The organism is Streptomyces coacervatus (assembly GCF_029223485.1).
Lineage (GTDB): Bacteria > Actinomycetota > Actinomycetes > Streptomycetales > Streptomycetaceae > Streptomyces > Streptomyces coacervatus.
This window is the reverse complement of record NZ_JARHTP010000008.1, coordinates 139,405-159,901: the sequence shown is the minus strand read 5'-3', so window position 1 is coordinate 159,901 and position 20,497 is coordinate 139,405. Positions and strand designations below refer to the sequence as shown.

17 protein-coding genes are annotated in these 20,497 nt (G+C 69.8%); 10 read left to right on the top strand and 7 right to left on the bottom strand.

The window, feature by feature from the left end; all coding sequences use genetic code 11:
- The first annotated feature begins 348 nt into the window (after window positions 1–348).
- Complete coding sequence (locus tag P2Q00_RS21010) at window positions 349–2,883, top strand: RelA/SpoT family protein (RefSeq protein WP_275774161.1); 2,535 nt, start codon at window positions 349–351, stop codon at window positions 2,881–2,883.
- 85 nt (window positions 2,884–2,968) lie between these two features.
- Here the strand turns inward: P2Q00_RS21010 and P2Q00_RS21005 are convergent, their stop codons facing one another.
- Both P2Q00_RS21005 and P2Q00_RS21000 read right to left on the bottom strand, forming a co-directional pair.
- Window positions 2,969–4,198 (bottom strand): DUF349 domain-containing protein, encoded by a 1,230-nt coding sequence (locus P2Q00_RS21005; protein ID WP_275774160.1) that lies wholly within the window; start codon window positions 4,196–4,198, stop codon window positions 2,969–2,971.
- Window positions 4,199–4,333: 135 nt separating this feature from the next.
- Complete coding sequence (locus tag P2Q00_RS21000; RefSeq protein ID WP_275774159.1) at window positions 4,334–5,182, bottom strand: peptidylprolyl isomerase; 849 nt, start codon at window positions 5,180–5,182, stop codon at window positions 4,334–4,336.
- A 169-nt stretch (window positions 5,183–5,351) separates the two neighbouring features.
- Between P2Q00_RS21000 and P2Q00_RS20995 the strand changes: the two genes are divergently transcribed.
- Together P2Q00_RS20995 and hisS are read left to right on the top strand one after the other, a co-directional pair.
- Window positions 5,352–6,059 carry an MBL fold metallo-hydrolase gene (locus tag P2Q00_RS20995; RefSeq protein WP_275774158.1) on the top strand — a complete coding sequence of 236 codons (708 nt, stop codon included), beginning with the start codon at window positions 5,352–5,354 and terminating at the stop codon, window positions 6,057–6,059.
- A gap of 11 nt (window positions 6,060–6,070) precedes the next feature.
- Complete coding sequence (gene hisS, locus P2Q00_RS20990) at window positions 6,071–7,333, top strand: histidine--tRNA ligase (protein ID WP_275774157.1); 1,263 nt, start codon at window positions 6,071–6,073, stop codon at window positions 7,331–7,333.
- 156 nt (window positions 7,334–7,489) lie between these two features.
- Here the strand turns inward: hisS and P2Q00_RS20985 are convergent, their stop codons facing one another.
- From P2Q00_RS20985 to P2Q00_RS20970, 4 genes are read right to left on the bottom strand one after another with little or no spacing between them, the layout of a single operon-like run.
- The gene (locus P2Q00_RS20985) at window positions 7,490–8,113 is read right to left on the bottom strand and encodes a response regulator (RefSeq protein WP_275774156.1); all 624 of its coding nucleotides are present in this window, start codon (window positions 8,111–8,113) and stop codon (window positions 7,490–7,492) included.
- Window positions 8,113–9,309, bottom strand: coding sequence for a sensor histidine kinase (locus P2Q00_RS20980; RefSeq protein ID WP_275774425.1), 1,197 nt, complete (start codon window positions 9,307–9,309; stop codon window positions 8,113–8,115). Before P2Q00_RS20980 ends, P2Q00_RS20985 begins: the two co-directional genes overlap by 1 nt.
- Window positions 9,306–10,151 (bottom strand): ABC transporter permease, encoded by an 846-nt coding sequence (locus tag P2Q00_RS20975; protein WP_275774155.1) that lies wholly within the window; start codon window positions 10,149–10,151, stop codon window positions 9,306–9,308. Before P2Q00_RS20975 ends, P2Q00_RS20980 begins: the two co-directional genes overlap by 4 nt.
- Window positions 10,148–11,014: an ABC transporter ATP-binding protein gene (locus P2Q00_RS20970; protein ID WP_275774154.1), complete on the bottom strand. Its 867-nt coding sequence runs from the start codon at window positions 11,012–11,014 to the stop codon at window positions 10,148–10,150. The genes P2Q00_RS20975 and P2Q00_RS20970 overlap by 4 nt, the downstream gene beginning before the upstream one ends.
- Before the next feature lie 144 nt (window positions 11,015–11,158).
- On the opposite strand from P2Q00_RS20970, the gene P2Q00_RS20965 reads away from it, so the two are divergent.
- The 3 genes from P2Q00_RS20965 (at window position 11,159) to rpsD (ending at window position 14,140) form a co-directional block, all read left to right on the top strand.
- On the top strand, window positions 11,159–11,821 hold the full coding sequence (locus P2Q00_RS20965) for a vitamin K epoxide reductase family protein (RefSeq protein WP_275774153.1): 663 nt from the start codon (window positions 11,159–11,161) through the stop codon (window positions 11,819–11,821).
- A gap of 44 nt (window positions 11,822–11,865) precedes the next feature.
- Window positions 11,866–13,221: a replication-associated recombination protein A gene (locus P2Q00_RS20960; RefSeq protein ID WP_275774152.1), complete on the top strand. Its 1,356-nt coding sequence runs from the start codon at window positions 11,866–11,868 to the stop codon at window positions 13,219–13,221.
- 304 nt (window positions 13,222–13,525) lie between these two features.
- Window positions 13,526–14,140: a 30S ribosomal protein S4 gene (rpsD, locus tag P2Q00_RS20955; RefSeq protein WP_015661793.1), complete on the top strand. Its 615-nt coding sequence runs from the start codon at window positions 13,526–13,528 to the stop codon at window positions 14,138–14,140.
- A gap of 30 nt (window positions 14,141–14,170) precedes the next feature.
- Here rpsD and P2Q00_RS20950 read toward each other — a convergent pair whose 3' ends face one another.
- Window positions 14,171–16,324: an ATP-binding protein gene (locus P2Q00_RS20950; RefSeq protein ID WP_275774151.1), complete on the bottom strand. Its 2,154-nt coding sequence runs from the start codon at window positions 16,322–16,324 to the stop codon at window positions 14,171–14,173.
- 152 nt (window positions 16,325–16,476) lie between these two features.
- On the opposite strand from P2Q00_RS20950, the gene P2Q00_RS20945 reads away from it, so the two are divergent.
- The 4 genes from P2Q00_RS20945 to ruvX are packed head-to-tail and all read left to right on the top strand — an operon-like array spanning window position 16,477 to window position 20,433.
- Window positions 16,477–16,932: a DUF948 domain-containing protein gene (locus P2Q00_RS20945; protein ID WP_275774150.1), complete on the top strand. Its 456-nt coding sequence runs from the start codon at window positions 16,477–16,479 to the stop codon at window positions 16,930–16,932.
- An 8-nt stretch (window positions 16,933–16,940) separates the two neighbouring features.
- Complete coding sequence (locus P2Q00_RS20940) at window positions 16,941–17,294, top strand: hypothetical protein (RefSeq protein WP_275774149.1); 354 nt, start codon at window positions 16,941–16,943, stop codon at window positions 17,292–17,294.
- A complete protein-coding gene (gene alaS, locus P2Q00_RS20935) occupies window positions 17,294–19,966 on the top strand; it encodes an alanine--tRNA ligase (RefSeq protein WP_275774148.1) in 2,673 nt (890 codons plus the stop codon). The genes P2Q00_RS20940 and alaS overlap by 1 nt, the downstream gene beginning before the upstream one ends.
- A gap of 2 nt (window positions 19,967–19,968) precedes the next feature.
- Complete coding sequence (ruvX, locus tag P2Q00_RS20930; protein WP_275774424.1) at window positions 19,969–20,433, top strand: Holliday junction resolvase RuvX; 465 nt, start codon at window positions 19,969–19,971, stop codon at window positions 20,431–20,433.
- Window positions 20,434–20,497 lie beyond the last annotated feature (64 nt).

Below are 20,497 nucleotides of genomic sequence, written 5' to 3'. Positions count from 1 at the left end.
GCGGAGCGTTCGGCCTGCCGCCCCCCGCGAGTCCGTGCCGTGGGGACGGTTGACTTCCGGGGGCAAGCGCCCGGCGTGCGCCCCGCGCAAGTCCGCGCTCCGCAGGCGCCGGCCTCCCTTCCCGCGCCCGGCCTCGCCCCGCGCCCTGCCCCCGCGCAAGCCCTTGGCCACCCGCAGGCCATCCCCGGATCACCCCGATGCCGCCCCCCGGAATCCGGCGGCAGCCCCTCGTGTTTCTCCGGTAGACGGCCCTCACATTGGCCTGAAGGCGATCCTGCGGCCCAGGATCGCTACCATGGGGTCTCCGGAGCCTGACCGGGGGACCCGGATCGCGCACGAGGAGTCCTCTTGCCAGACGAGGCCCAGCACCTGACCGCCGCCAAGCCCGAGTCTGCCTCGGCAGCCGCGGCGAAGCCCGCGCCGAACGCGCCGCACGCGAAGAACGACGCCCGCGGGCCGGTGGAGCACGCCCAGTCCGCGCCCGTCGACAAGTCGGCCGAGGAGTCGCGCCCCAAGCCGGTGCCACCCGAGCGGCCCACGCCCTCCCCCTCGGTCCGCCCGAACACCGGCCAGCCCGCCCGCTCCGGCTCCTCCAACCGCGTCCGCGCCCGCCTCGCCCGCCTCGGCGTCCAGCGCTCCAACCCGTACAACCCGGTCCTGGAGCCGTTGCTGCGGATAGTGCGCAGCAACGACCCGAAGATCGAGACGGCGACGCTGCGGCAGATAGAGAAGGCCTACCAGGTCGCCGAGCGCTGGCACCGCGGCCAGAAGCGCAAGAGCGGCGACCCGTACATCACGCATCCGCTCGCCGTCACCACCATCCTGGCCGAGCTGGGCATGGACCCGGCCACCCTCATGGCCGGGCTTCTCCACGACACCGTCGAGGACACCGAGTACGGCCTCGACCAACTCCGCCGCGACTTCGGCGACTCGGTCGCCCTGCTCGTCGACGGCGTCACCAAGCTGGACAAGGTCAAGTTCGGCGAGGCCGCGCAGGCGGAGACCGTACGCAAGATGGTCGTCGCCATGGCCAAGGACCCGCGCGTCCTGGTCATCAAGCTCGCCGACCGCCTGCACAACATGCGCACCATGCGTTACCTCAAGCGTGAGAAGCAGGAGAAGAAGGCGCGGGAGACGCTGGAGATCTACGCCCCGCTCGCCCACCGGCTGGGCATGAACACCATCAAGTGGGAGCTGGAGGACCTCGCCTTCGCGATCCTCTACCCCAAGATGTACGACGAGATCGTGCGGCTCGTCGCCGAGCGGGCCCCCAAGCGCGACGAGTACCTCGCCATAGTGACCGACGAGGTGCAGCAGGACCTGCGCGCGGCCCGAATCAAGGCGACCGTAACCGGCCGCCCGAAGCACTACTACAGCGTCTACCAGAAGATGATCGTCCGCGGTCGCGACTTCGCGGAGATCTACGACCTGGTGGGCATCCGAGTCCTCGTCGACACCGTCCGCGACTGCTACGCCGCCCTCGGCACCGTGCACGCGCGATGGAACCCGGTCCCCGGCCGGTTCAAGGACTACATCGCGATGCCCAAGTTCAACATGTACCAGTCGCTGCACACGACGGTCATCGGCCCCAACGGCAAGCCCGTCGAGCTGCAGATCCGCACCTTCGACATGCACCGCCGCGCCGAGTACGGCATCGCCGCGCACTGGAAGTACAAGCAGGAGGCCGTGGCCGGCACCTCCAAGGTGCGCTCGGACGCGCCCAAGAGCACCGGCAAGGACGACCACCTCAACGACATGGCGTGGCTGCGCCAGCTCCTCGACTGGCAGAAGGAGACCGAGGACCCCGGCGAGTTCCTGGAGTCCCTGCGCTTCGACCTGTCGCGCAACGAGGTCTTCGTCTTCACGCCGAAGGGCGACGTCATAGCGCTCCCGGCCGGGGCGACGCCCGTGGACTTCGCGTACGCGGTCCACACCGAGGTCGGCCACCGGACCATAGGAGCACGGGTCAACGGCCGTCTCGTACCGCTGGAGTCGACTCTCGACAACGGCGACCTGGTGGAGGTCTTCACGTCGAAGGCGGCCGGGGCCGGTCCCTCCCGCGACTGGCTCGGCTTCGTCAAGTCACCCCGCGCCCGCAACAAGATCCGCGCCTGGTTCTCCAAGGAACGCCGCGATGAGGCGATCGAGCAGGGCAAGGACGCCATCGTCCGCGCCATGCGCAAGCAGAACCTGCCGATCCAGCGCATCCTCACCGGCGACTCGCTGGTCACGCTCGCGCACGAGATGCGCTACCCGGACATCTCCGCGCTGTACGCGGCGATCGGCGAGGGCCATGTCTCCGCGCAGAACGTGGTGCAGAAGCTCGTCTCCGCGCTCGGCGGCGAGGAGGCGGCCACCGAGGAGATCGACGAGTCGGTCCCGCCGACCAGGAGCCGCAGCCGCAAGCGCCGCTCCAGCGCCGACCCGGGCGTCATCGTCAAGGGCGTCGACGACGTGTGGGTCAAACTGGCCCGCTGTTGTACGCCGGTCCCGGGCGACCCCATCATCGGTTTCGTCACGCGCGGTAGCGGAGTATCGGTTCACCGCAGCGACTGCGTCAACGTGGAGTCACTGTCCCGTGAGCCCGAGCGCATCCTCGAGGTCGAGTGGGCACCCACCCAGTCCTCGGTCTTCCTGGTCGCCATCCAGGTCGAGGCCCTGGACCGCTCCCGGCTCCTCTCGGACGTCACCCGGGTCCTGTCCGACCAGCACGTCAACATCCTCTCCGCGGCCGTCCAGACCTCCCGCGACCGCGTGGCCACCTCACGCTTCACCTTCGAGATGGGCGACCCGAAGCATCTCGGCCACGTCCTCAAGGCGGTCAGGGGAGTGGAGGGCGTGTACGACGTGTACCGCGTGACGTCGGCGCGCAACAGGTCGTAGGAGTCGTAGCCACAGAACTGAGTCATCCGGCATACGCGAAAGGGCCCCGTACCGAGCAAGGTACGGGGCCCTTCTCCGTGTCGTGTCAGCCGCCGAACTCGTGCAGGCCCTTCAGCGCCTGGTCCAGGAGTGCCTGGCGGCCCTCCAGCTCCCGCTCGAGCTTGTCGGCCTTGGCGTTGTTGCCCTGCGCCCGCGCCTGCTCGATCTGGCCCGTCAGCTTGTCGACGGCCGCCTGGAGCTGGCCGGTCAGACCCGCGGCACGCGCGCGTGCCTCCGGGTTCGTCCGGCGCCACTCGGCTTCCTCGGCCTCCTGGATGGCCCGCTCCACGGCGTGCATCCGGCCCTCGACCTTCGGCCGCGCGTCCCGCGGCACATGGCCGATGGCCTCCCAGCGCTCGTTGACCGAGCGGAACGCGGCACGCGCCGCCTTGAGGTCCGTGACCGGGAGGATCTTCTCGGCCTCCTCGGCCAGCTCCTCCTTCAGCTTCAGGTTCTCCGACTGCTCGGCGTCCCGCTCCGCGAAGACCGAGCTGCGGGCGGCGAAGAACACGTCCTGGGCGCCGCGGAAGCGGTTCCACAGGTCGTCCTCGTGCTCGCGCTGGGCGCGGCCCGCGGCCTTCCACTCCGTCATCAGCTCGCGGTAGCGCGCGGCCGTCGGACCCCAGTCCGTCGAACCGGACAGTGCCTCGGCCTCGGCGACCAGCCGCTCCTTGGCCTTGCGGGCATCCTCGCGCTGCGCGTCCAGCGAGGCGAAGTGCGCCTTGCGGCGCTTGGAGAACGCCGACCGGGCGTGCGAGAAACGGTGCCACAGCTCGTCGTCCGACTTGCGGTCGAGCCGCGGCAGCCCCTTCCAGGTGTCCACCAGGGAGCGCAGGCGCTCACCGGCCGCCCGCCACTGGTCGGACTGCGCCAGCTGCTCCGCCTCGGTGACCAGGGTCTCCTTGGCGTTCCGCGCCTCGTCGGACTGCTTTGCGCGCTGCTGCTTGCGCTCCTCACGGCGCGACTCGACCGTCGCTACGAGCTTGTCCAGCCGTGACCGCAGGGCGTCCAGGTCGCCGACCACATGGTGTGCGTCGACCTGCTCGCGGATGTGGTCGATGGCGGTCTGAGCGTCCTTCGCGGACAGGTCGGTGGTCTTCACTCGCTTCTCGAGGAGGCCGATCTCGACAACCAGGCCCTCGTACTTGCGCTCGAAGTAGGCCAGCGCCTCCTCGGGGGAGCCGGCCTGCCAGGAACCGACGACCTGCTCGCCGTCGGCCGTACGCACGTACACGGTCCCCGTCTCGTCGACGCGGCCCCACGGGTCGCTGCTCACAGCGCCTCCTCCACATGATGCCTGCGAGGGGCCTCAGTGCCCCCGGGCATCGTCCACAGTTTCGTCACGGCCAACATAGGCGACCGGCGGGTTGCCTGTCCGCATCCCGCGCGACCGAAATTTCGCACTTGACGCTCAGGATTTGGTGACCGTCGCCTTGTTGATCACCACGGTCGCATTGGGTGCCGTATTGCCCGTCGTGGGGTCGGCGGCCTGGGCGCCTGCGGCGGCGATCTTCTTGAGGACCTTCATCCCGGCCGGGGAAATCGTGCCGAACGGGGTGTAGTCGGCCGGCAGCGGACTGTCCTGGTAGACGAGGAAGAACTGGCTGCCGCCAGTGTTGCGGCCCTTCTTCGTCTGCGAGTTGTACTGGTTGGCCATCGCGACCGTACCCGCCGGGTACACCTGCCCCTTGAGGCTCTTGTCCTTGAGGTTCTCGTCCGGGATCGTGTAGCCGGGGCCGCCCATGCCGGTTCCCTGCGGGTCGCCGCACTGCAGCACGTAGATGCCCTGAGGGGTCAGCCGGTGGCACTTGGTGTGGTCCAAGTAGCCCTTGCCCACAAGGAAGTTGAACGAGTTGACGGTGTGCGGCGCCGCCGACGCCTTCAGCGCGATGTCTATGTCACCGCACGTCGTGGCGAGATTCATCGTGTACTTCGCCGACTTGTCGATGGTCATCGCCGGCTCCTTCTTCCAGCTCAGCTTCTTCACTGAGCCGGCGGCCGGCTTTGCACAAGGGTCCGGCGCCTTGCTGGTGGCCGCGGCGCTCGGCGTCGTCTGCGAGCTCGCGTCGGCCTTGTCGTCCTTGCCCTTGAGGACCCCGGTCGTGTACAGCGCCAAGCTGCCGATGACGACCACGCCGAGCACCGACGCGATCACGGAGCTGCGCATACGCGACTTGCGCCGCGCGGCCGTACGCCGCTGCTGCTGCCGCAAGAACTTCTCCCGGGCGAGCTGACGCTTCCGCTGTTCCTGGGTGACCACCGGGTTTTCTCCTCATGCGTCTCGTACGTCGACTGGGACGCGTGCGTCTTGTGAGCCGACCGCCTGCGTGTGCCCCGTACCGTATATGGGTTCGCTGAGGAATCGGCAGCGCCGGTAGGCTCTGACGACAGCTGCAGGTCCGCCCGTATCGACACAACGAAGGACGATCGTGCTCATTGCCGGGTTCCCCGCCGGGGCCTGGGGGACGAACTGTTATCTCGTCGCCCCCGCCGCCGGTGAGGAGTGCGTGATCATCGACCCGGGCCATCAGGCCGCCCAAGGAGTCGAGGAAGCGCTGAAGAAGCATCGGCTCAAGCCCGTCGCGGTCGTCCTCACCCATGGCCACATCGACCATGTGGCCTCGGTCGTCCCGGTGTGCGGCGCACACGACGTACCGGCCTGGATCCACCCCGAGGACCGCTACATGATGGCGGACCCGGAGAAGGCGCTCGGCCGCTCCATCGGCATGCAGTTGATGGGCGAGCTGACGGTGGGGGAGCCCGACGACGTCAAGGAGCTGACCGACGGCGCGAAGCTGGGGCTGGCGGGTCTGGAGTTCTCCGTCGCGCATGCGCCCGGCCATACCAAGGGGTCGGTGACCTTCCAGATGCCCGAGACCACGGAGATTCCCTCCGTGTTCTTCTCCGGGGATCTGCTCTTCGCCGGCTCCATCGGACGCACCGACCTGCCCGGCGGTGACATGGCCGAGATGCTCGACTCGCTGGCCCGCGTGTGCCTGCCGCTCGAGGACTCGACCGTGGTGCTGTCCGGCCACGGCCCCCAGACGACCATCGGCCAGGAGCGCGCCACCAACCCGTATCTGCGGCAGGTGGCCGCCGGCCAGGGAGCTTCGCCCGCTCCCCGACGAGGAATGTGACGAGACTTTCCGTGAGCACCTTCAAGGCCCCCAAGGGCACGTACGACCTGATCCCGCCGGACAGCGCCAAGTTCCTGGCGGTCCGCGAGGCGATCGCCGCCCCGCTGCGCAACTCCGGCTACGGCTACATCGAGACCCCCGGCTTCGAGAGCGTGGAGCTCTTCGCGCGCGGTGTCGGCGAGTCCACCGACATCGTGACCAAGGAGATGTACGCCTTCGAGACCAAGGGCGGCGACAGGCTGGCCCTGCGCCCCGAGGGCACGGCGTCCGTGCTGCGCGCGGCGCTGGAGGCCAACCTGCACAAGCTGGGCAACCTGCCCGTCAAGCTTTGGTACTCGGGCTCCTACTACCGCTACGAGCGCCCCCAGAAGGGCCGTTACAGGCACTTCTCGCAGGTCGGCGCCGAGGCGATCGGCGCCGAGGATCCGGCGCTGGACGCCGAGTTGATCATCCTGGCCGACCAGGCCTACCGCTCGCTGGGCCTGAGCAACTTCCGGATCCTGCTGAACAGCCTGGGCGACAAGGAGTGCCGTCCCGTCTACCGGGCCGCGCTGCAGGACTTCCTGAGCGGCCTGGACATCGACGAGGACACGCGCCGCCGTGCCGAGATCAACCCCCTGCGCGTCCTCGACGACAAGCGCGAGTCGGTCCAGAAGCAGCTGGGCGACGCCCCGCTGCTGCGCGACTACCTCTGCGACGCCTGCAAGGCGTACCACGAGGAGGTCCGCGAGCTGATCACGGCGGCGGGTGTCTCGTTCGAGGACGACCCGAAGCTGGTCCGAGGCCTGGACTACTACACCCGTACGACCTTCGAGTTCGTCCACGACGGTCTGGGCTCGCAGTCCGCGGTGGGTGGCGGCGGCCGCTACGACGGGCTGTCGGAGATGATCGGGGGCCCCGCGCTGCCGTCCGTCGGCTGGGCGCTCGGCGTCGACCGCACCGTCCTGGCGCTGGAGGCGGAGGGCGTCGAGCTCGAACTTCCCTCCACGACCAGCGTGTTCGCGGTGCCGCTGGGCGAGGAGGCCCGCCGGGTGCTGTTCGCGAAGGTCACCGAGCTGCGCAAGCTGGGTATCGCGGCGGACTTCTCCTACGGTGCCAAGGGGCTCAAGGGCGCCATGAAGAACGCCAATCGCAGCGGCGCCCGCTACACGGTCGTCGCCGGTGAACGCGACCTCGCCGAGGGTGTCGTCCAGCTCAAGGACATGGAGTCCGGCGAGCAGGCGGCGGTCGGGGTGAACGAGATCGTGGCGGAGCTGGAGTCGAGGCTGGGCTGAGGTCCGGGTTTCTTCGCCCCCGCCGCCCTACCCCGGCCGGGGCTTGGTTTTCAGCCCGTCCGGCGTTTGAGGACGAGGCCGTTCAGGCCGAAGCGGGGGTCTGGGGGCGGCAGCCCCCAGGGACGGGAAGGGTAGGGGCGGCGGGGGCGAGGGAACTCAGTCGAGCAAGCCGAATCGCATCGCGCTCGTCACCGCCGCCGTCCGGTCGTCGACCCCCAACTTGCCGAAGGCACGCAGGAGATGGGTCTTCACCGTCGACTCGCCGATGAACAGCCGGCGTCCGATCTCCGCGTTCGTGCAGCCTTCCGCCACCAGCCGCAGCACCGCCGTCTCCCGCTCCGACAGCCGCGGCAGCTCCGGCTTCGTCCGCAGCTGGTCCACCAGCCGGGCCGCCACCGACGGCGCCAGCACGGTCTCGCCGCGCGCAGCCGCCCGTACCGCCTGCGCAAGCTCCGCCCGCGGCATGTCCTTGAGCAGATAGCCCGCCGCCCCGGCCTCCACCGCCCGCAGGATGTCCCGATCCGTCTCGTACGTCGTCAGGACGATCACCCGGCACGGCAGCCCCGCTTCGCTCATCCGCACGATCGAGTCCACGCCCCCGCCGCCCGGCATCCGCAGATCCATCAGCACGATGTCGGGCCGCAACTCGGCGGCGAGGGCCTCCGCCTGCGGCCCGCTCGCCGCATCGGCCACGACCTCCAGGTCCGGCTCGGCGCTGAGCATCGCCCGCAGACCCTCCCGTACGACGGGGTGGTCGTCGGCCAGGACGATCCGGATCATCAAGAGCTCCTCAGGGGCGGAACGGGCAGGCTGACCGTCACCGTCGTACCGTCTCCCGGCATGCTGTCGATCCGCGCCGTCCCGCCGACCTCGGTGGCCCGGGCACGCAGCCCCGCCAGGCCGTAGCCGTCGCAGGGGGTGCCGGGGTCGAAGCCGCAGCCGTCGTCCCGTACGGACATGGTGAGCGTGTCGTCGGAGTACGACAGCGCGATGCCCACCGCTGCCGAACTCCCCGCGTGCTTGCGGGCGTTGGACAGGGCCTCCTGGCAGGAGCGCAGGGCGACCACCTCGGGACCGGCGGGCAGCGGGCGCACGGGACCGGACACGTCCAGCACCGCCTCGTGGCGGGCGGCGAGGCGGCGCAGTGCGTCCGGGAGGGAGGTGCCGTTCAGGTCGGCGGGCGCGGCCCCGGCGACCAGGGCGCGGGCCTCGGCGAGGTTCTGCCGGGCCGTCTCGTCCATCAGCGCCAGGTGGCGGCGGGCCTGCGGGACGTCGTGATCGAGTTCCGCCTCCACCGCCTGGATCAGCATCAGCACACTGGTGAAGCCCTGCGCGAGGGTGTCGTGGATCTCGCGGGCCATCCGCTCCCGCTCGGCCAGGGCGCCGTGCGCGGCCGAGAGACGGGAGATCTCGTGGCGGCTGGCGTCCAACTCGGCGATCAGGTCGGCGCGTTCCATGCTCTGCTCGATGATCCGGATGATCCAGCCGCCGACCACCAGCGAGAAGACGAGGGCGACCACGGAGAAGAGGACGTCGGCGAACAGGTCCTCGCCGCTGGGCCGCCACAGCAGTGCCCAGCCGGCGACCGGCACCAGGTTGATGACGATGACGGCCACCAGCGACCACCGCCTGTGCAGGGTCATGAAGCACTGAGGGATGAGCGCGAACGCCATCAGCCGGGTCTCGCCGACCAGGACGGCCGACGGGAGGAACATGGCGATCGCCCAGGCGAGATAGCGCACCGACCGCCCCTGGTCCGGCGGGTCCTCCTGGAGCAGCGGGCGGCCCACCCTCACATACCAGGGCACCAGCGGGACGAGCAGCGCCGCCGCAACCGCACGGACCATGAAGCCCGGGTGGGCCGCGTTGAGCACGAAGGCGAGGGTGGCCGCCCAGGCGACAGCGAAGTACACGTCCCAGAGCCGGATCGTCCGGTCCCAGGCGTGCTCGGCGCGGGCCACGCCCGGGCCGCTCATCCGTCGCGCCGGTTCTTCCACCGGAAGGTCAGCAGACACAGCACCAATCCTCCGACGCACCACGCCACCAGCACCAGCGCGATCCGCCCGAACTCCCAGCTGCCCGCCTGCTCCAGCACCCGCGCCGAGTCGGGCAGGAACACCCCTCGCAGCCCCTGGCACAGCCACTTCAGCGGGAACAGGGCGCCGATGTTCAGCATCCAGTCCGGGATGGTGCCGATGGAGATGTAGACCCCGGAGATGAACTGCAGGACCAGGAAGGGGAGTACGACCACGGAGCTGGCGCTCTTCGCCGACTTGGGCACCGAGCTGATCGCGATGCCGAGCAGCGAGCAGCCCGTGAGCCCGAGTACGAAGATCCAGGCGAAGTCGAACCACCGGGTGCCGTCCGAGGGCAGATCGACGCCGTACAGCGTGGTGCCGACGAGGAGGAGGATCGCCGTCTCCACGAGACCGGTGAAAAGAACCAGCCAGATCTTGCCCAGGAAGTACGAGGCCGGGGGCATCGGCGTGCCCCGCAGCCGGCGCAGCGCCTTCTCGTCCCGTTCGACGGCGATCGAGATGCCCAGCGACTGGAAGCTCGTCGACATGATGCCGGAGGCCATCATCGCGGGGACGTACAGCTGCGAGGCGGTGACACCCGCGCCCTGCACGTCGTCACTGAAGATCGACGCGAACAGGAACAGGAACACGACCGGGAACGCGAACGTGAACACCACCTGGTCGCGCTGCCGGAAGAACTGCTTGATCTCCAGGGCACCCCGGTGAAGGCCGAGCCCCCACGCCCCGGGCAGTCGCTCGGCGGCCGCCTGGGTCCTGGTCCGTACGGTGGTCGTCGTCATCGCGCGTCCTCCTGTCCGGTCAGCCGGAGGTAGACGTCCTCCAGGGTCGGGCGGGTCACCTTCAGGCCGGGGATCTCGCCGTCGAAGCGGTGCATGAGCTCGGCGACGGTCCTGGTCGGCGTGTCCGTGCGCTCGGTGCGCGGGACACCGTCCGGCTCGGTCCACTCGACGGTGGCCTCCGTGCCGTACCGCCCCCGCAGGGCGGCGGGCTCGCCCTCGGCGACGACCTGCCCCTGGGCCACGACGGCGAGCCGGTCGGCGAGCGCCTCCGCCTCCTCCAGGTAGTGCGTGGTCAGCAGGATGGTCGTGCCCTCCTCGGAGAGCAGCCGGATCAGGTCCCAGAACTGTCGCCGGGCCGCCGGGTCGAAGCCGGTCGTCGGTTCGTCCAGGAGCAGCAGCTCCGGATCGCCGATCACGCCCAGGGCAACGTCGAGACGCCTGCGCTGGCCCCCGGACAGCGACTTGATCCGGCTGCCCGCCTTCGCCTCGAGACCCACCAGGCCGATGACCTCCTCCGGGTCGCGTGGCCGCGGGTAGTAGCGGGCGAAGTGCCGTACGGTCTCCCGGACCGTCAACTCGGCGGGCGCCGATTCGTCCTGCCAGACGATTCCGACACGTGACCGCCACGCGCGCGTGCCGGACGCCGGGTCCGAACCGAGCACCGACACCTCGCCCGCGTCCCGGGTGCGGTTGCCCTGGAGGATCTCCACCGTGGTGCTCTTGCCCGCGCCGTTCGGTCCCAGCAGGCCGAAGACCTCGCCCCTGCGGATCCCGAGATCGATGCCGTCCACCGCGGTCACGTCCCCGTACTGCTTGCGCAGCCCCCGGACGTCCACCGCGAGCTCGTTCGCGTGTGTTGTCATGCCCTCAAGGCTCGGCCGGAACCGAACGCTCAGGGACCACCGTGCGTACTTCCTTATGTCCACCGAACGGTGGACAGAGGCACGAGTGCGGCACAATGGCCCTGCCCGAAGAAGGTCCAACTCTCAAGCAGACGGATCGGCGTGATGAGCAAGACCACAGTCAAGGACGTCTCCACCGAGCCCGAGCCCGCTGGCGAGCACGACTCCGCCGGACCACGGTCGGTCGGTGGCAGCCGCGCCTTCGCCCTGCTCCTGATCATCACTGGCGCGGCCGGTCTGCTCGCCGCGTGGGTCATCACGATCGACAAGTTCAAGCTGCTCGAGGCCAAGGTCGAGGGCAAGACCTTCACCCCCGGCTGCAGCCTCAACCCGGTCGTCTCCTGCGGCAGCGTGATGGAGTCCAAGCAGGCCGCCGCCTTCGGGTTCCCCAACCCGATGCTCGGCCTGGTCTGCTACGGCATCGTCATCTGCGTCGGCATGAGCCTGCTGACCCGCGCCCGCTTCCCGCGCTGGTACTGGCTCACCTTCAACTTCGGCACGCTCTTCGGTGTGGGCTTCTGCACCTGGCTGCAGTTCCAGTCGCTGTACCGCATCAACGCGCTGTGCCTGTGGTGCTCCCTGGCCTGGGTCGCGACGATCATCATGTTCTGGTACGTGACCTCGTTCAACATCCGCAACAGCTTCCTGCCCGCCCCGCGCTGGCTGAAGAGCTTCTTCGGCGAGTTCACCTGGGTCCTGCCCGTGCTGCACATCGGCATCATCGGCATGCTGATCCTGACCCGCTGGTGGGACTTCTGGACCAGCTGACCGTCCAGACCGGATTGTCAGTGCCGTGAATTAGGGTTTTGGACGTGGAGCCCGACCTGTTCACCGCAGCCGCAGAAGAACGCCAGGAGAAGGACCCGACCGGCAGTCCCCTGGCGGTGCGGATGCGCCCGCGCACCCTCGACGAGGTGGTGGGCCAGCAGCACCTGCTGAAGCCCGGATCGCCGCTGCGCCGCCTCGTCGGCGAGGGCGCGGGCGGCCCCGCCGGACCGTCCTCGGTGATCCTCTGGGGCCCGCCCGGCACCGGGAAGACGACCCTGGCGTATGTCGTCTCCAAGGCCACCAACAAGCGTTTCGTCGAGCTCTCGGCGATCACCGCGGGCGTCAAGGAGGTCCGCGCGGTCATCGACGGCGCCCGCCGGGCCACGGGCGGCTTCGGCAAGGAGACCGTCCTCTTCCTCGACGAGATCCACCGTTTCAGCAAGGCCCAGCAGGACTCCCTCCTCCCCGCGGTCGAGAACCGCTGGGTCACCCTGATCGCGGCGACGACGGAGAACCCGTACTTCTCGGTGATCTCCCCACTTCTGTCCCGCTCCCTCCTCCTCACCCTCGAACCCCTCACCGACGACGACGTCCGGGGGCTGCTGAAGCGGGCGCTGAGCGACGAGCGCGGCCTCAAGGACGCGGTCACCCTCCCCGAGGACACCGAGGACCACTTCCTGCGCATCGCCGGCGGCGACGCCCGCCGCGCCCTGACCGCCTTGGAAGCCGCCGCAGGGGCCGCCCTCGACAAGGGCGAGACAGAGATCTCCCTGACCACCCTGGAGGAGACCGTCGACCGGGCGGCGGTGAAGTACGACCGCGACGGCGACCAGCACTACGACGTCGCCAGCGCCCTCATCAAGTCCATCCGCGGCTCCGACGTCGACGCCGCCCTGCACTACCTGGCCCGCATGATCGAAGCCGGCGAGGACCCCCGCTTCATCGCCCGCCGCCTGATGATCTCGGCGAGCGAGGACATCGGCCTGGCCGACCCGGGGGCCCTGCCCATAGCCGTCGCCGCCGCCCAGGCCGTCGCCATGATCGGCTTCCCCGAGGCCGCCCTCACCCTCAGCCATGCCACCATCGCCCTCGCCCTGGCCCCCAAGTCGAACGCCGCGACGACGGCGATCGGCGCCGCCATGGACGACGTACGCAAGGGACTGGCCGGTCCGGTGCCCCCGCACCTGCGCGACGGGCACTACAAGGGCGCCGCCAAGCTCGGGCATGCGCAGGGGTATGTGTATCCGCACGACCTGGCCGAGGGCATCGCCGAGCAGCAGTACGCCCCGGACGCCCTCAAGGACCGCGAGTACTACACCCCGACCAGGCACGGAGCCGAGGCGCGATACGCGGACGCGGTCGAATGGACCAGACAGCACCTCGGTCGCAAGCGGTCCTGAGTGCCCTGTAGAATCCCTCGAAGTGCTGTGTCCCGTGCAGTCAGAACGGGACGGTCAGCCGGAGCTCCGGTCCTCGGACCGAACTCCAGGAGCGTCGCGCACCGTTCGAATGGTGTCGCGGGCAGCCCACCACCACTCGTCGTACGGCGGGAACGGTCGGTGGGCCACTCGCGTGCTGCACATATGTGCCCAGACCAGGGGAGCGGCTGCCCACCAGGCCCGGCAACGGACCCGGCGGGTTTCCCCGGCTGCGGATGCGACCTCCCTCAACCCTGACAAGCCGAACACTGAGAAATGAGAGATTGTGGCGAACCAGTCCCGCCCCAAGGTCAAGAAGTCGCGTGCCCTCGGCATTGCGCTGACCCCGAAGGCCGTCAAGTACTTCGAGGCCCGCCCCTACCCGCCGGGTGAGCACGGCCGCGGCCGCAAGCAGAACTCGGACTACAAGGTCCGTCTGCTCGAGAAGCAGCGTCTGCGCGCGCAGTACGACGTGTCCGAGCGTCAGCTCGTCCGCGCCTACGAGCGTGCCTCCAAGGTCCAGGGCAAGACCGGTGAGGCCCTGATCATCGAGCTCGAGCGCCGTCTCGACGCCCTGGTCCTGCGTTCGGGCATCGCCCGCACCATCTACCAGGCCCGTCAGATGGTCGTTCACGGCCACATCGAGGTCAACGGCCAGAAGGTCGACAAGCCCTCCTTCCGCGTCCGTCCCGACGACGTCGTGATGGTCCGCGAGCGCAGCCGCGAGAAGACCCTCTTCTCCATCGCCCGTGAGGGCGGCTTCGCCCCCGAGGGCGAGACCCCGCGCTACCTCCAGGTGAACCTCAAGGCCCTGGCGTTCCGCCTGGACCGTGAGCCGAACCGCAAGGAGATCCCGGTGATCTGCGACGAGCAGCTCGTCGTCGAGTACTACGCCCGCTGATCACCAGCCGGACGTAGTACACGCACCACCTCAGCCCGCCGTCTCCCCGCCCTTTTGGGCGCGGGAGGCGGCGGGTTCGTGCATGGTCACGCCCGCCGTCGCATGCCGGACCGGCCCCCGCGGCGACGCAGCGGCAGCCGGCGGCCGCTCCAGCGCCCGCGACACCGCCGCCTCCCGCACCAGCCGCGCCCCTTCCGCCAGGCCCTCCTCGTACCGCTCGTCGCCCAGCCGCTCCCGGGCCATCGCCTCGCACAGCTCGTGCGGAGCGTTGTAGTACGCCGAGCCGAACAGCGGCAGACCGACCGAGGGCCACATCCGGGCCGCCGCGCCCTGCAGCACCGCCGCCTCCGCCGCATCGCCCTGCACCGCCGTGACCAGGGCGAGCAGCTCGACCGCCAGCACCGAGCCGAGCAGGTCGTGGAAGGAGTGGGCGCCGGCAAGGCAGTCCGTCAGCAGGGCGCGGGCCCTTGCCGGGTCGCCGTCGGCCCAGGCCGCGTACGCCAGGACGTACAACGCGTAGGCGCGGGTCCAGCGCTCGCCGTGGTCCTCGCACACTCGGCGCACGTCCTCGCACAGCCGCACCGCGTCCGGCAGATCGCCCTGGAACGCGCGCGCCATCGCGAGCTCGACCTGGCCCATCAGCACATTGCTGTTGAGCTCGCCGATGTCCTGGTAGCGCTCCAGCGCCGAGCGCAGCAGTGTTTCCGCGCGTGCCATGTCGTCCGTGACCAGGGCCAGGCATCCGGTGCGATGTTCCGCGTACGCCACCGCCGTCGGGTCGTCGGAGCGTTCCGCCTCCTCCCGGCACTCCTGCAGTGCCGCCAGCGCGGGCACCCTGTCGCCCTGCAGGATCGCCACGTAGCCGAGCACCCACAGCGCCTTCAGCCGGGACCGCTCATGGCCGGAGTCCAGCTGCACGACCTGTTCCAGCCAGTGCCGCCCCTCCGACAGCCGCCCGCAGCCCGCCCAGTAGAACCACAGGGAGCCCGCGAGGTACTGGCCCAGATACGCCGCGTCCGGCTCGGCCAGACAGTGCTCCAGTGCGCAGCGCAGGTTCGGCAGCTCCGCCTCCACGCGCGCGGCCACCTCGTTCTGGCGCGGCGAGAACCAGTCCAGCTCGCACCAGGTCGCAAGCCCCAGGTACCAGTCACGGTGCCGCCGCCGCAGCCGGGCCGCGTCTCCTGCCGCCTCCAGCCAGTCCGCGCCGTACGCCCGGACAGTGTCCAGCATCCGATAGCGCACGCCCGCCGGCGTCTCCTCCCGCGCGAGCACCGACTGCGCGAGCAGCTCGGTGAGCACGTCGAGGACGTCGTCGGCCTCCAGACCGTGCCCGCTGCACACGTACTCGACGGCCTCCAGCTCGAACTGCCCGGCGAACACCGACAGCCGCGACCACAGCAACCGCTCCTGGGGCGCGCACAGTTCATGGCTCCAGCCGATCGCCGTCCGCAGCGTCCGGTGCCGGGGCAGGGCATCCCGTCCGCCGCCGGTCAGCAGCCGGAACCGGTCGTCCAGCCGCTCCAGCAGCCGCTCGGGGGACAGGGACCGCAGCCGCCCCGCGGCCAGCTCGATCGCGAGCGGGATCCCGTCCAGGCGCCGGCACACCTCCCGTACCTCGGGGCCGTCCGCCACCGCCGGGCCCTGCTCGGCCGCCCGGCTCAGCAGCAGCTCGACCGCCTCGTCCTCGCTCAGCGGCGCCAGCGGGAACACCCGCTCACCCGCCAGGCCCAGCGGCCTGCGCCCCACGGCGAGCACCCGCAGCCCGGGCACCTGCCTGAGCAACTCGCAGACCAGAGCGGCACATGCCTCCACCAGATGCTCGAACCCGTCCAGTACGAGCAGGAGTTGGCGCTCGGCGAGATGCGCACGCAGCGTTTCGCGTGGCAGCCGCGTCGTGTGGTCGGTCAGCCCCAGCGCCTCCACGACGGCGTAGTCGACGAACTCCGGATCGCGCACCGGCGCCAGCTCCACCCGCCACACCCCGTCGCACGGCGCGCACCGCACGGCCGCCCGCGCCGCGATCCGTGACTTGCCGACCCCGCCCGCGCCGGTCACCGTGACCAGACGCGCGGTGCCGAGCACCCGCTCCAGCGCGCCGAGTTCGGCCGAGCGCCCCACGAACGCATTGAGCTCCAGGGGCAGATTGCCGTCCACGGACCTGTCGCCGCGCTGATGATCCCGCATGGAACACGGAGCGTACTGACCCGTATTCAGTCCGTACAATCGCTTCGCGCAACCCGGCAGCGCGCGGACGGTAATGCGGTATGGAGCGGCTTCATCGGCGCGATAGGCTCGGCCCACGACTTTTCGATGTTCAGGCATGTTCCAGGGAGCGGGTGCACACGGTGTCCGGTGGAGAGGTGGCCGGGATCCTGGTGGCCGTCTTCTGGGCGATCCTGGTCTCCTTCCTCGCCGTCGCGCTGGCGAGGGTGGCCCAGACGCTCAAGGCGACCACCAAGCTGGTGGCGGACGTGACCGACCAGGCCGTTCCGCTGCTGGCCGACGCCTCCACGGCGGTGCGCTCCGCGCAGACGCAGATCGACCGGGTCGACGCCATCGCGACCGACGTCCAGGAGGTCACGTCGAACGCGTCGGCGCTGTCCACCACCGTCGCCTCCACCTTCGGCGGTCCCCTGGTCAAGGTCGCGGCCTTCGGCTACGGCGTCCGCCGGGCCCTGGGCGCCCGCCGGGACGACATGCCCGCCAAGGAGTCCAGGCGTACCGTGATCGTGGGCCGGACCGTCCCGGCCGCGCGGCGGGGCAAGCGAAACCTCCGCGGGAAGAGGGACTGAGACCAGCGATGTTCCGCCGTACGTTCTGGTTCACCACGGGCGTCGCCGCCGGTGTGTGGGCCACCACCAAGGTCAACCGCAAGCTGAAGCAGCTGACTCCCGAGAACCTTGCCGCCTCCGCGGCCAACAAGGCGCTCGAGGCCGGTCACCGCATCAAGGACCGCGCGGTCGGCTTCGCGCTGGACGTCCGGGACAACATGGCCCAGCGGGAGGAAGAGCTGGGGGAGGCCCTCGGCATCAACGCCGCTCCCGAACTCCCCGGCCCCCGGCGGTACCCCGCCATCGAGAACCGCAACAGCCCCAAGTACGTCGAGGGCTCGACGTACCAGACGTACTCGTACAACCGGAATGAGGACCACTGATGGAGTCGGCCGAGATTCGCCGCCGCTGGCTGAGCTTCTTCGAGGAGCGCGGGCACACCGTCGTCCCTTCGGCGTCGCTCATCGCGGACGACCCGACTCTGCTCCTCGTCCCGGCCGGCATGGTGCCCTTCAAGCCCTACTTCCTGGGTGAGGTCAAGCCGCCCTTCCCGCGCGCCACCAGCGTGCAGAAGTGCGTGCGTACGCCCGACATCGAAGAGGTCGGCAAGACCACGCGGCACGGCACGTTCTTCCAGATGTGCGGCAACTTCTCCTTCGGCGACTACTTCAAGGAAGGCGCCATCAAGCACGCCTGGGAGCTGCTCACCAGCCCCCAGGACAAGGGCGGTTACGGCCTGGAGCCGGAGAAGCTCTGGATCACCGTGTACAAGGACGACGACGAGGCCGAGCGCATCTGGCACGAGGTCGTCGGTGTGCCGAAGGAGCGCATCCAGCGCCTCGGCATGAAGGACAACTACTGGTCCATGGGCGTCCCCGGCCCCTGCGGCCCCTGTTCCGAGATCAACTACGACCGCGGCCCCGAGTTCGGCGTCGAGGGCGGCCCCGCCGTCAACGACGAGCGGTACGTGGAGATCTGGAACCTCGTCTTCATGCAGTACGAGCGCGGCGAGGGCATCGGCAAGGACAACTTCGAGATCCTCGGCGAACTGCCCAGCAAGAACATCGACACGGGCCTCGGCCTGGAGCGACTCGCGATGATTCTGCAGGGCGTGCAGAACATGTACGAGATCGACACCTCCATGGCGGTCATCAACAAGGCCACCGAGCTGACCGGTGTCCAATATGGCGACGCCCATGCCTCGGACGTCTCCCTGCGCGTGGTCACCGACCACATGCGTACGTCGGTGATGCTCATCGGCGACGGCGTCACCCCCGGCAACGAGGGCCGCGGCTATGTCCTGCGCCGCATCATGCGCCGCGCCATCCGCAACATGCGGCTGCTCGGTGCCACCGGCCCGGTCGTGCTCGACCTGATCGACACCGTGATCGGCATGATGGGCCAGCAGTACCCCGAGCTGGTCACCGACCGCGAGCGCATCGAGAAGGTCGCCGTCGCCGAGGAGAACGCCTTCCTCAAGACGCTGAAGGCCGGCACCAACATCCTCGACACCGCCGTGACCGAGACCAAGGCCTCCGGCTCCGCGGTCCTGCCCGGCGACAAGGCGTTCCTGCTCCACGACACCTGGGGCTTCCCGATCGACCTCACCCTGGAGATGGCCGCCGAGCAGGGCCTCTCCGTGGACGAGGACGGCTTCCGCCGCCTGATGAAGGAGCAGCGGGAGCGCGCCAAGGCCGACGCCCAGGCGAAGAAGACCGGGCACGCCGGCGCCGGTGCCTACCGTGAGATCGCCGACAAGGTCGGCGAGACCGACTTCATCGGCTACAGCGACACCGAGGGCGAGTCCACGATCGTCGGCATCCTCGTCGACGGCGCTTCCTCCCCGGCCGCCACCGAGGGCGACGAGGTCGAGATCGTCCTCGACCGCACCCCGTTCTACGCCGAGGGCGGCGGTCAGATCGGCGACACCGGCAAGATCAAGGTCGACTCCGGTGCCGTCATCGAGATCCGCGACTGCCAGAAGCCGGTTCCGGGTGTGTACGTCCACAAGGGCGTCGTCCAGGTCGGCGAGGTGACGGTCGGCGCCAAGGCCAACGCCTCGATCGACTCGCGCCGCCGCAAGGCCATCGCCCGCGCCCACTCGGCCACGCACCTCACCCACCAGGCGCTGCGCGACGCGCTCGGCCCGACGGCCGCCCAGGCCGGTTCCGAGAACCAGCCCGGCCGCTTCCGCTTCGACTTCGGCTCCCCGTCCGCCGTTCCCACGGCCGTGATGAGCGACGTCGAGCAGAAGATCAACGAGGTGCTCGCCCGCGACCTCGACGTCCGCGCCGACGTCATGGGCATCGACGAGGCCAAGAAGCAGGGCGCCATCGCCGAGTTCGGCGAGAAGTACGGCGAGCGGGTCCGTGTCGTGACCATCGGCGACTTCTCCAAGGAGCTGTGCGGCGGCACGCACGTCCACAACACCGCTCAGCTGGGCCTGGTGAAGCTGCTCGGCGAGTCGTCGATCGGCTCGGGTGTCCGTCGTATCGAAGCCCTCGTCGGTGTCGACGCCTACAGCTTCCTCGCCCGTGAGCACACGGTCGTCAACCAGCTGACCGAGCTGCTCAAGGGCCGTCCGGAGGAGCTGCCGGAGAAGGTCTCCTCGATGCTCGGCAAGCTGAAGGACGCCGAGAAGGAGATCGAGAAGTTCCGCGCCGAGAAGGTGCTCCAGGCCGCCGCCGGTCTCGTCGAGTCCGCCAAGGACATCCGCGGTGTCGCGGTCGTCACCGGCCAGGTCCCGGACGGTACGACCCCCGACGACCTGCGCAAGCTGGTCCTCGACGTGCGCGGCCGCATCCAGGGCGGACGGGCCGCCGTGGTCGCGCTGTTCACGGTCAACAACGGCAAGCCGCTCACGGTCATCGCCACCAACGAGGCCGCCCGCGAGCGCGGTCTCAAGGCCGGCGACCTGGTCCGCACGGCCGCCAAGACCCTCGGCGGCGGCGGTGGCGGCAAGCCGGACGTCGCCCAGGGCGGCGGCCAGAACCCGGCCGCGATCGGCGAGGCCGTGGACGCCGTCGAGCGGCTGGTCACGGACACCGCCAAGTGACGATGCGCAGAGGCCGTCGACTCGCCATCGACGTCGGGGACGCCCGGATCGGGGTCGCTTCGTGCGACCCCGACGGGATCCTCGCCACCCCGGTGGAGACGGTCCCCGGCCGGGACATCCCGGCAGCTCACCGACGGCTCAAGCAACTCGTCGAGGAGTACGAGCCGATCGAGGTCGTCGTCGGCCTCCCTCGCTCCCTCAAGGGGGGCGAGGGCCCCGCCGCGGTAAAGGTTCGCGGCTTCGCACAGGAGCTCGCCAAGGGCATCGCCCCCGTCCCGGTCCGGCTCGTCGACGAGCGGATGACCACGGTGACGGCCAGTCAGGGACTGCGCGCCTCGGGCGTGAAGTCGAAGAAGGGCCGCTCGGTCATCGACCAGGCCGCCGCTGTGATCATCCTCCAGCAGGCGCTCGAATCCGAACGGGTGTCAGGTAAAGCACCCGGCGAGGGCGTCGAAGTGGTCATCTGATCGCGATACGGTAACGTTCCGCGCGACTGCGCCGCTGTTCGAACAGCGGCTGCACAGCAAGAGG

Coding starts and splice junctions, on each gene's coding strand:
- P2Q00_RS20975 (WP_275774155.1), bottom strand. CDS start 10,151: ATGACGACGACCACCGTACGGACCAGGACCCAGGCGGCCGCCGAGCGA.
- P2Q00_RS20965 (WP_275774153.1), top strand. CDS start 11,159: ATGAGCAAGACCACAGTCAAGGACGTCTCCACCGAGCCCGAGCCCGCT.
- ruvX (WP_275774424.1), top strand. CDS start 19,969: ATGCGCAGAGGCCGTCGACTCGCCATCGACGTCGGGGACGCCCGGATC.
- P2Q00_RS20980 (WP_275774425.1), bottom strand. CDS start 9,309: ATGAGCGGCCCGGGCGTGGCCCGCGCCGAGCACGCCTGGGACCGGACG.
- alaS (WP_275774148.1), top strand. CDS start 17,294: ATGGAGTCGGCCGAGATTCGCCGCCGCTGGCTGAGCTTCTTCGAGGAG.
- P2Q00_RS20940 (WP_275774149.1), top strand. CDS start 16,941: ATGTTCCGCCGTACGTTCTGGTTCACCACGGGCGTCGCCGCCGGTGTG.
- P2Q00_RS20970 (WP_275774154.1), bottom strand. CDS start 11,014: ATGACAACACACGCGAACGAGCTCGCGGTGGACGTCCGGGGGCTGCGC.
- P2Q00_RS20950 (WP_275774151.1), bottom strand. CDS start 16,324: ATGCGGGATCATCAGCGCGGCGACAGGTCCGTGGACGGCAATCTGCCC.
- P2Q00_RS20985 (WP_275774156.1), bottom strand. CDS start 8,113: ATGATCCGGATCGTCCTGGCCGACGACCACCCCGTCGTACGGGAGGGT.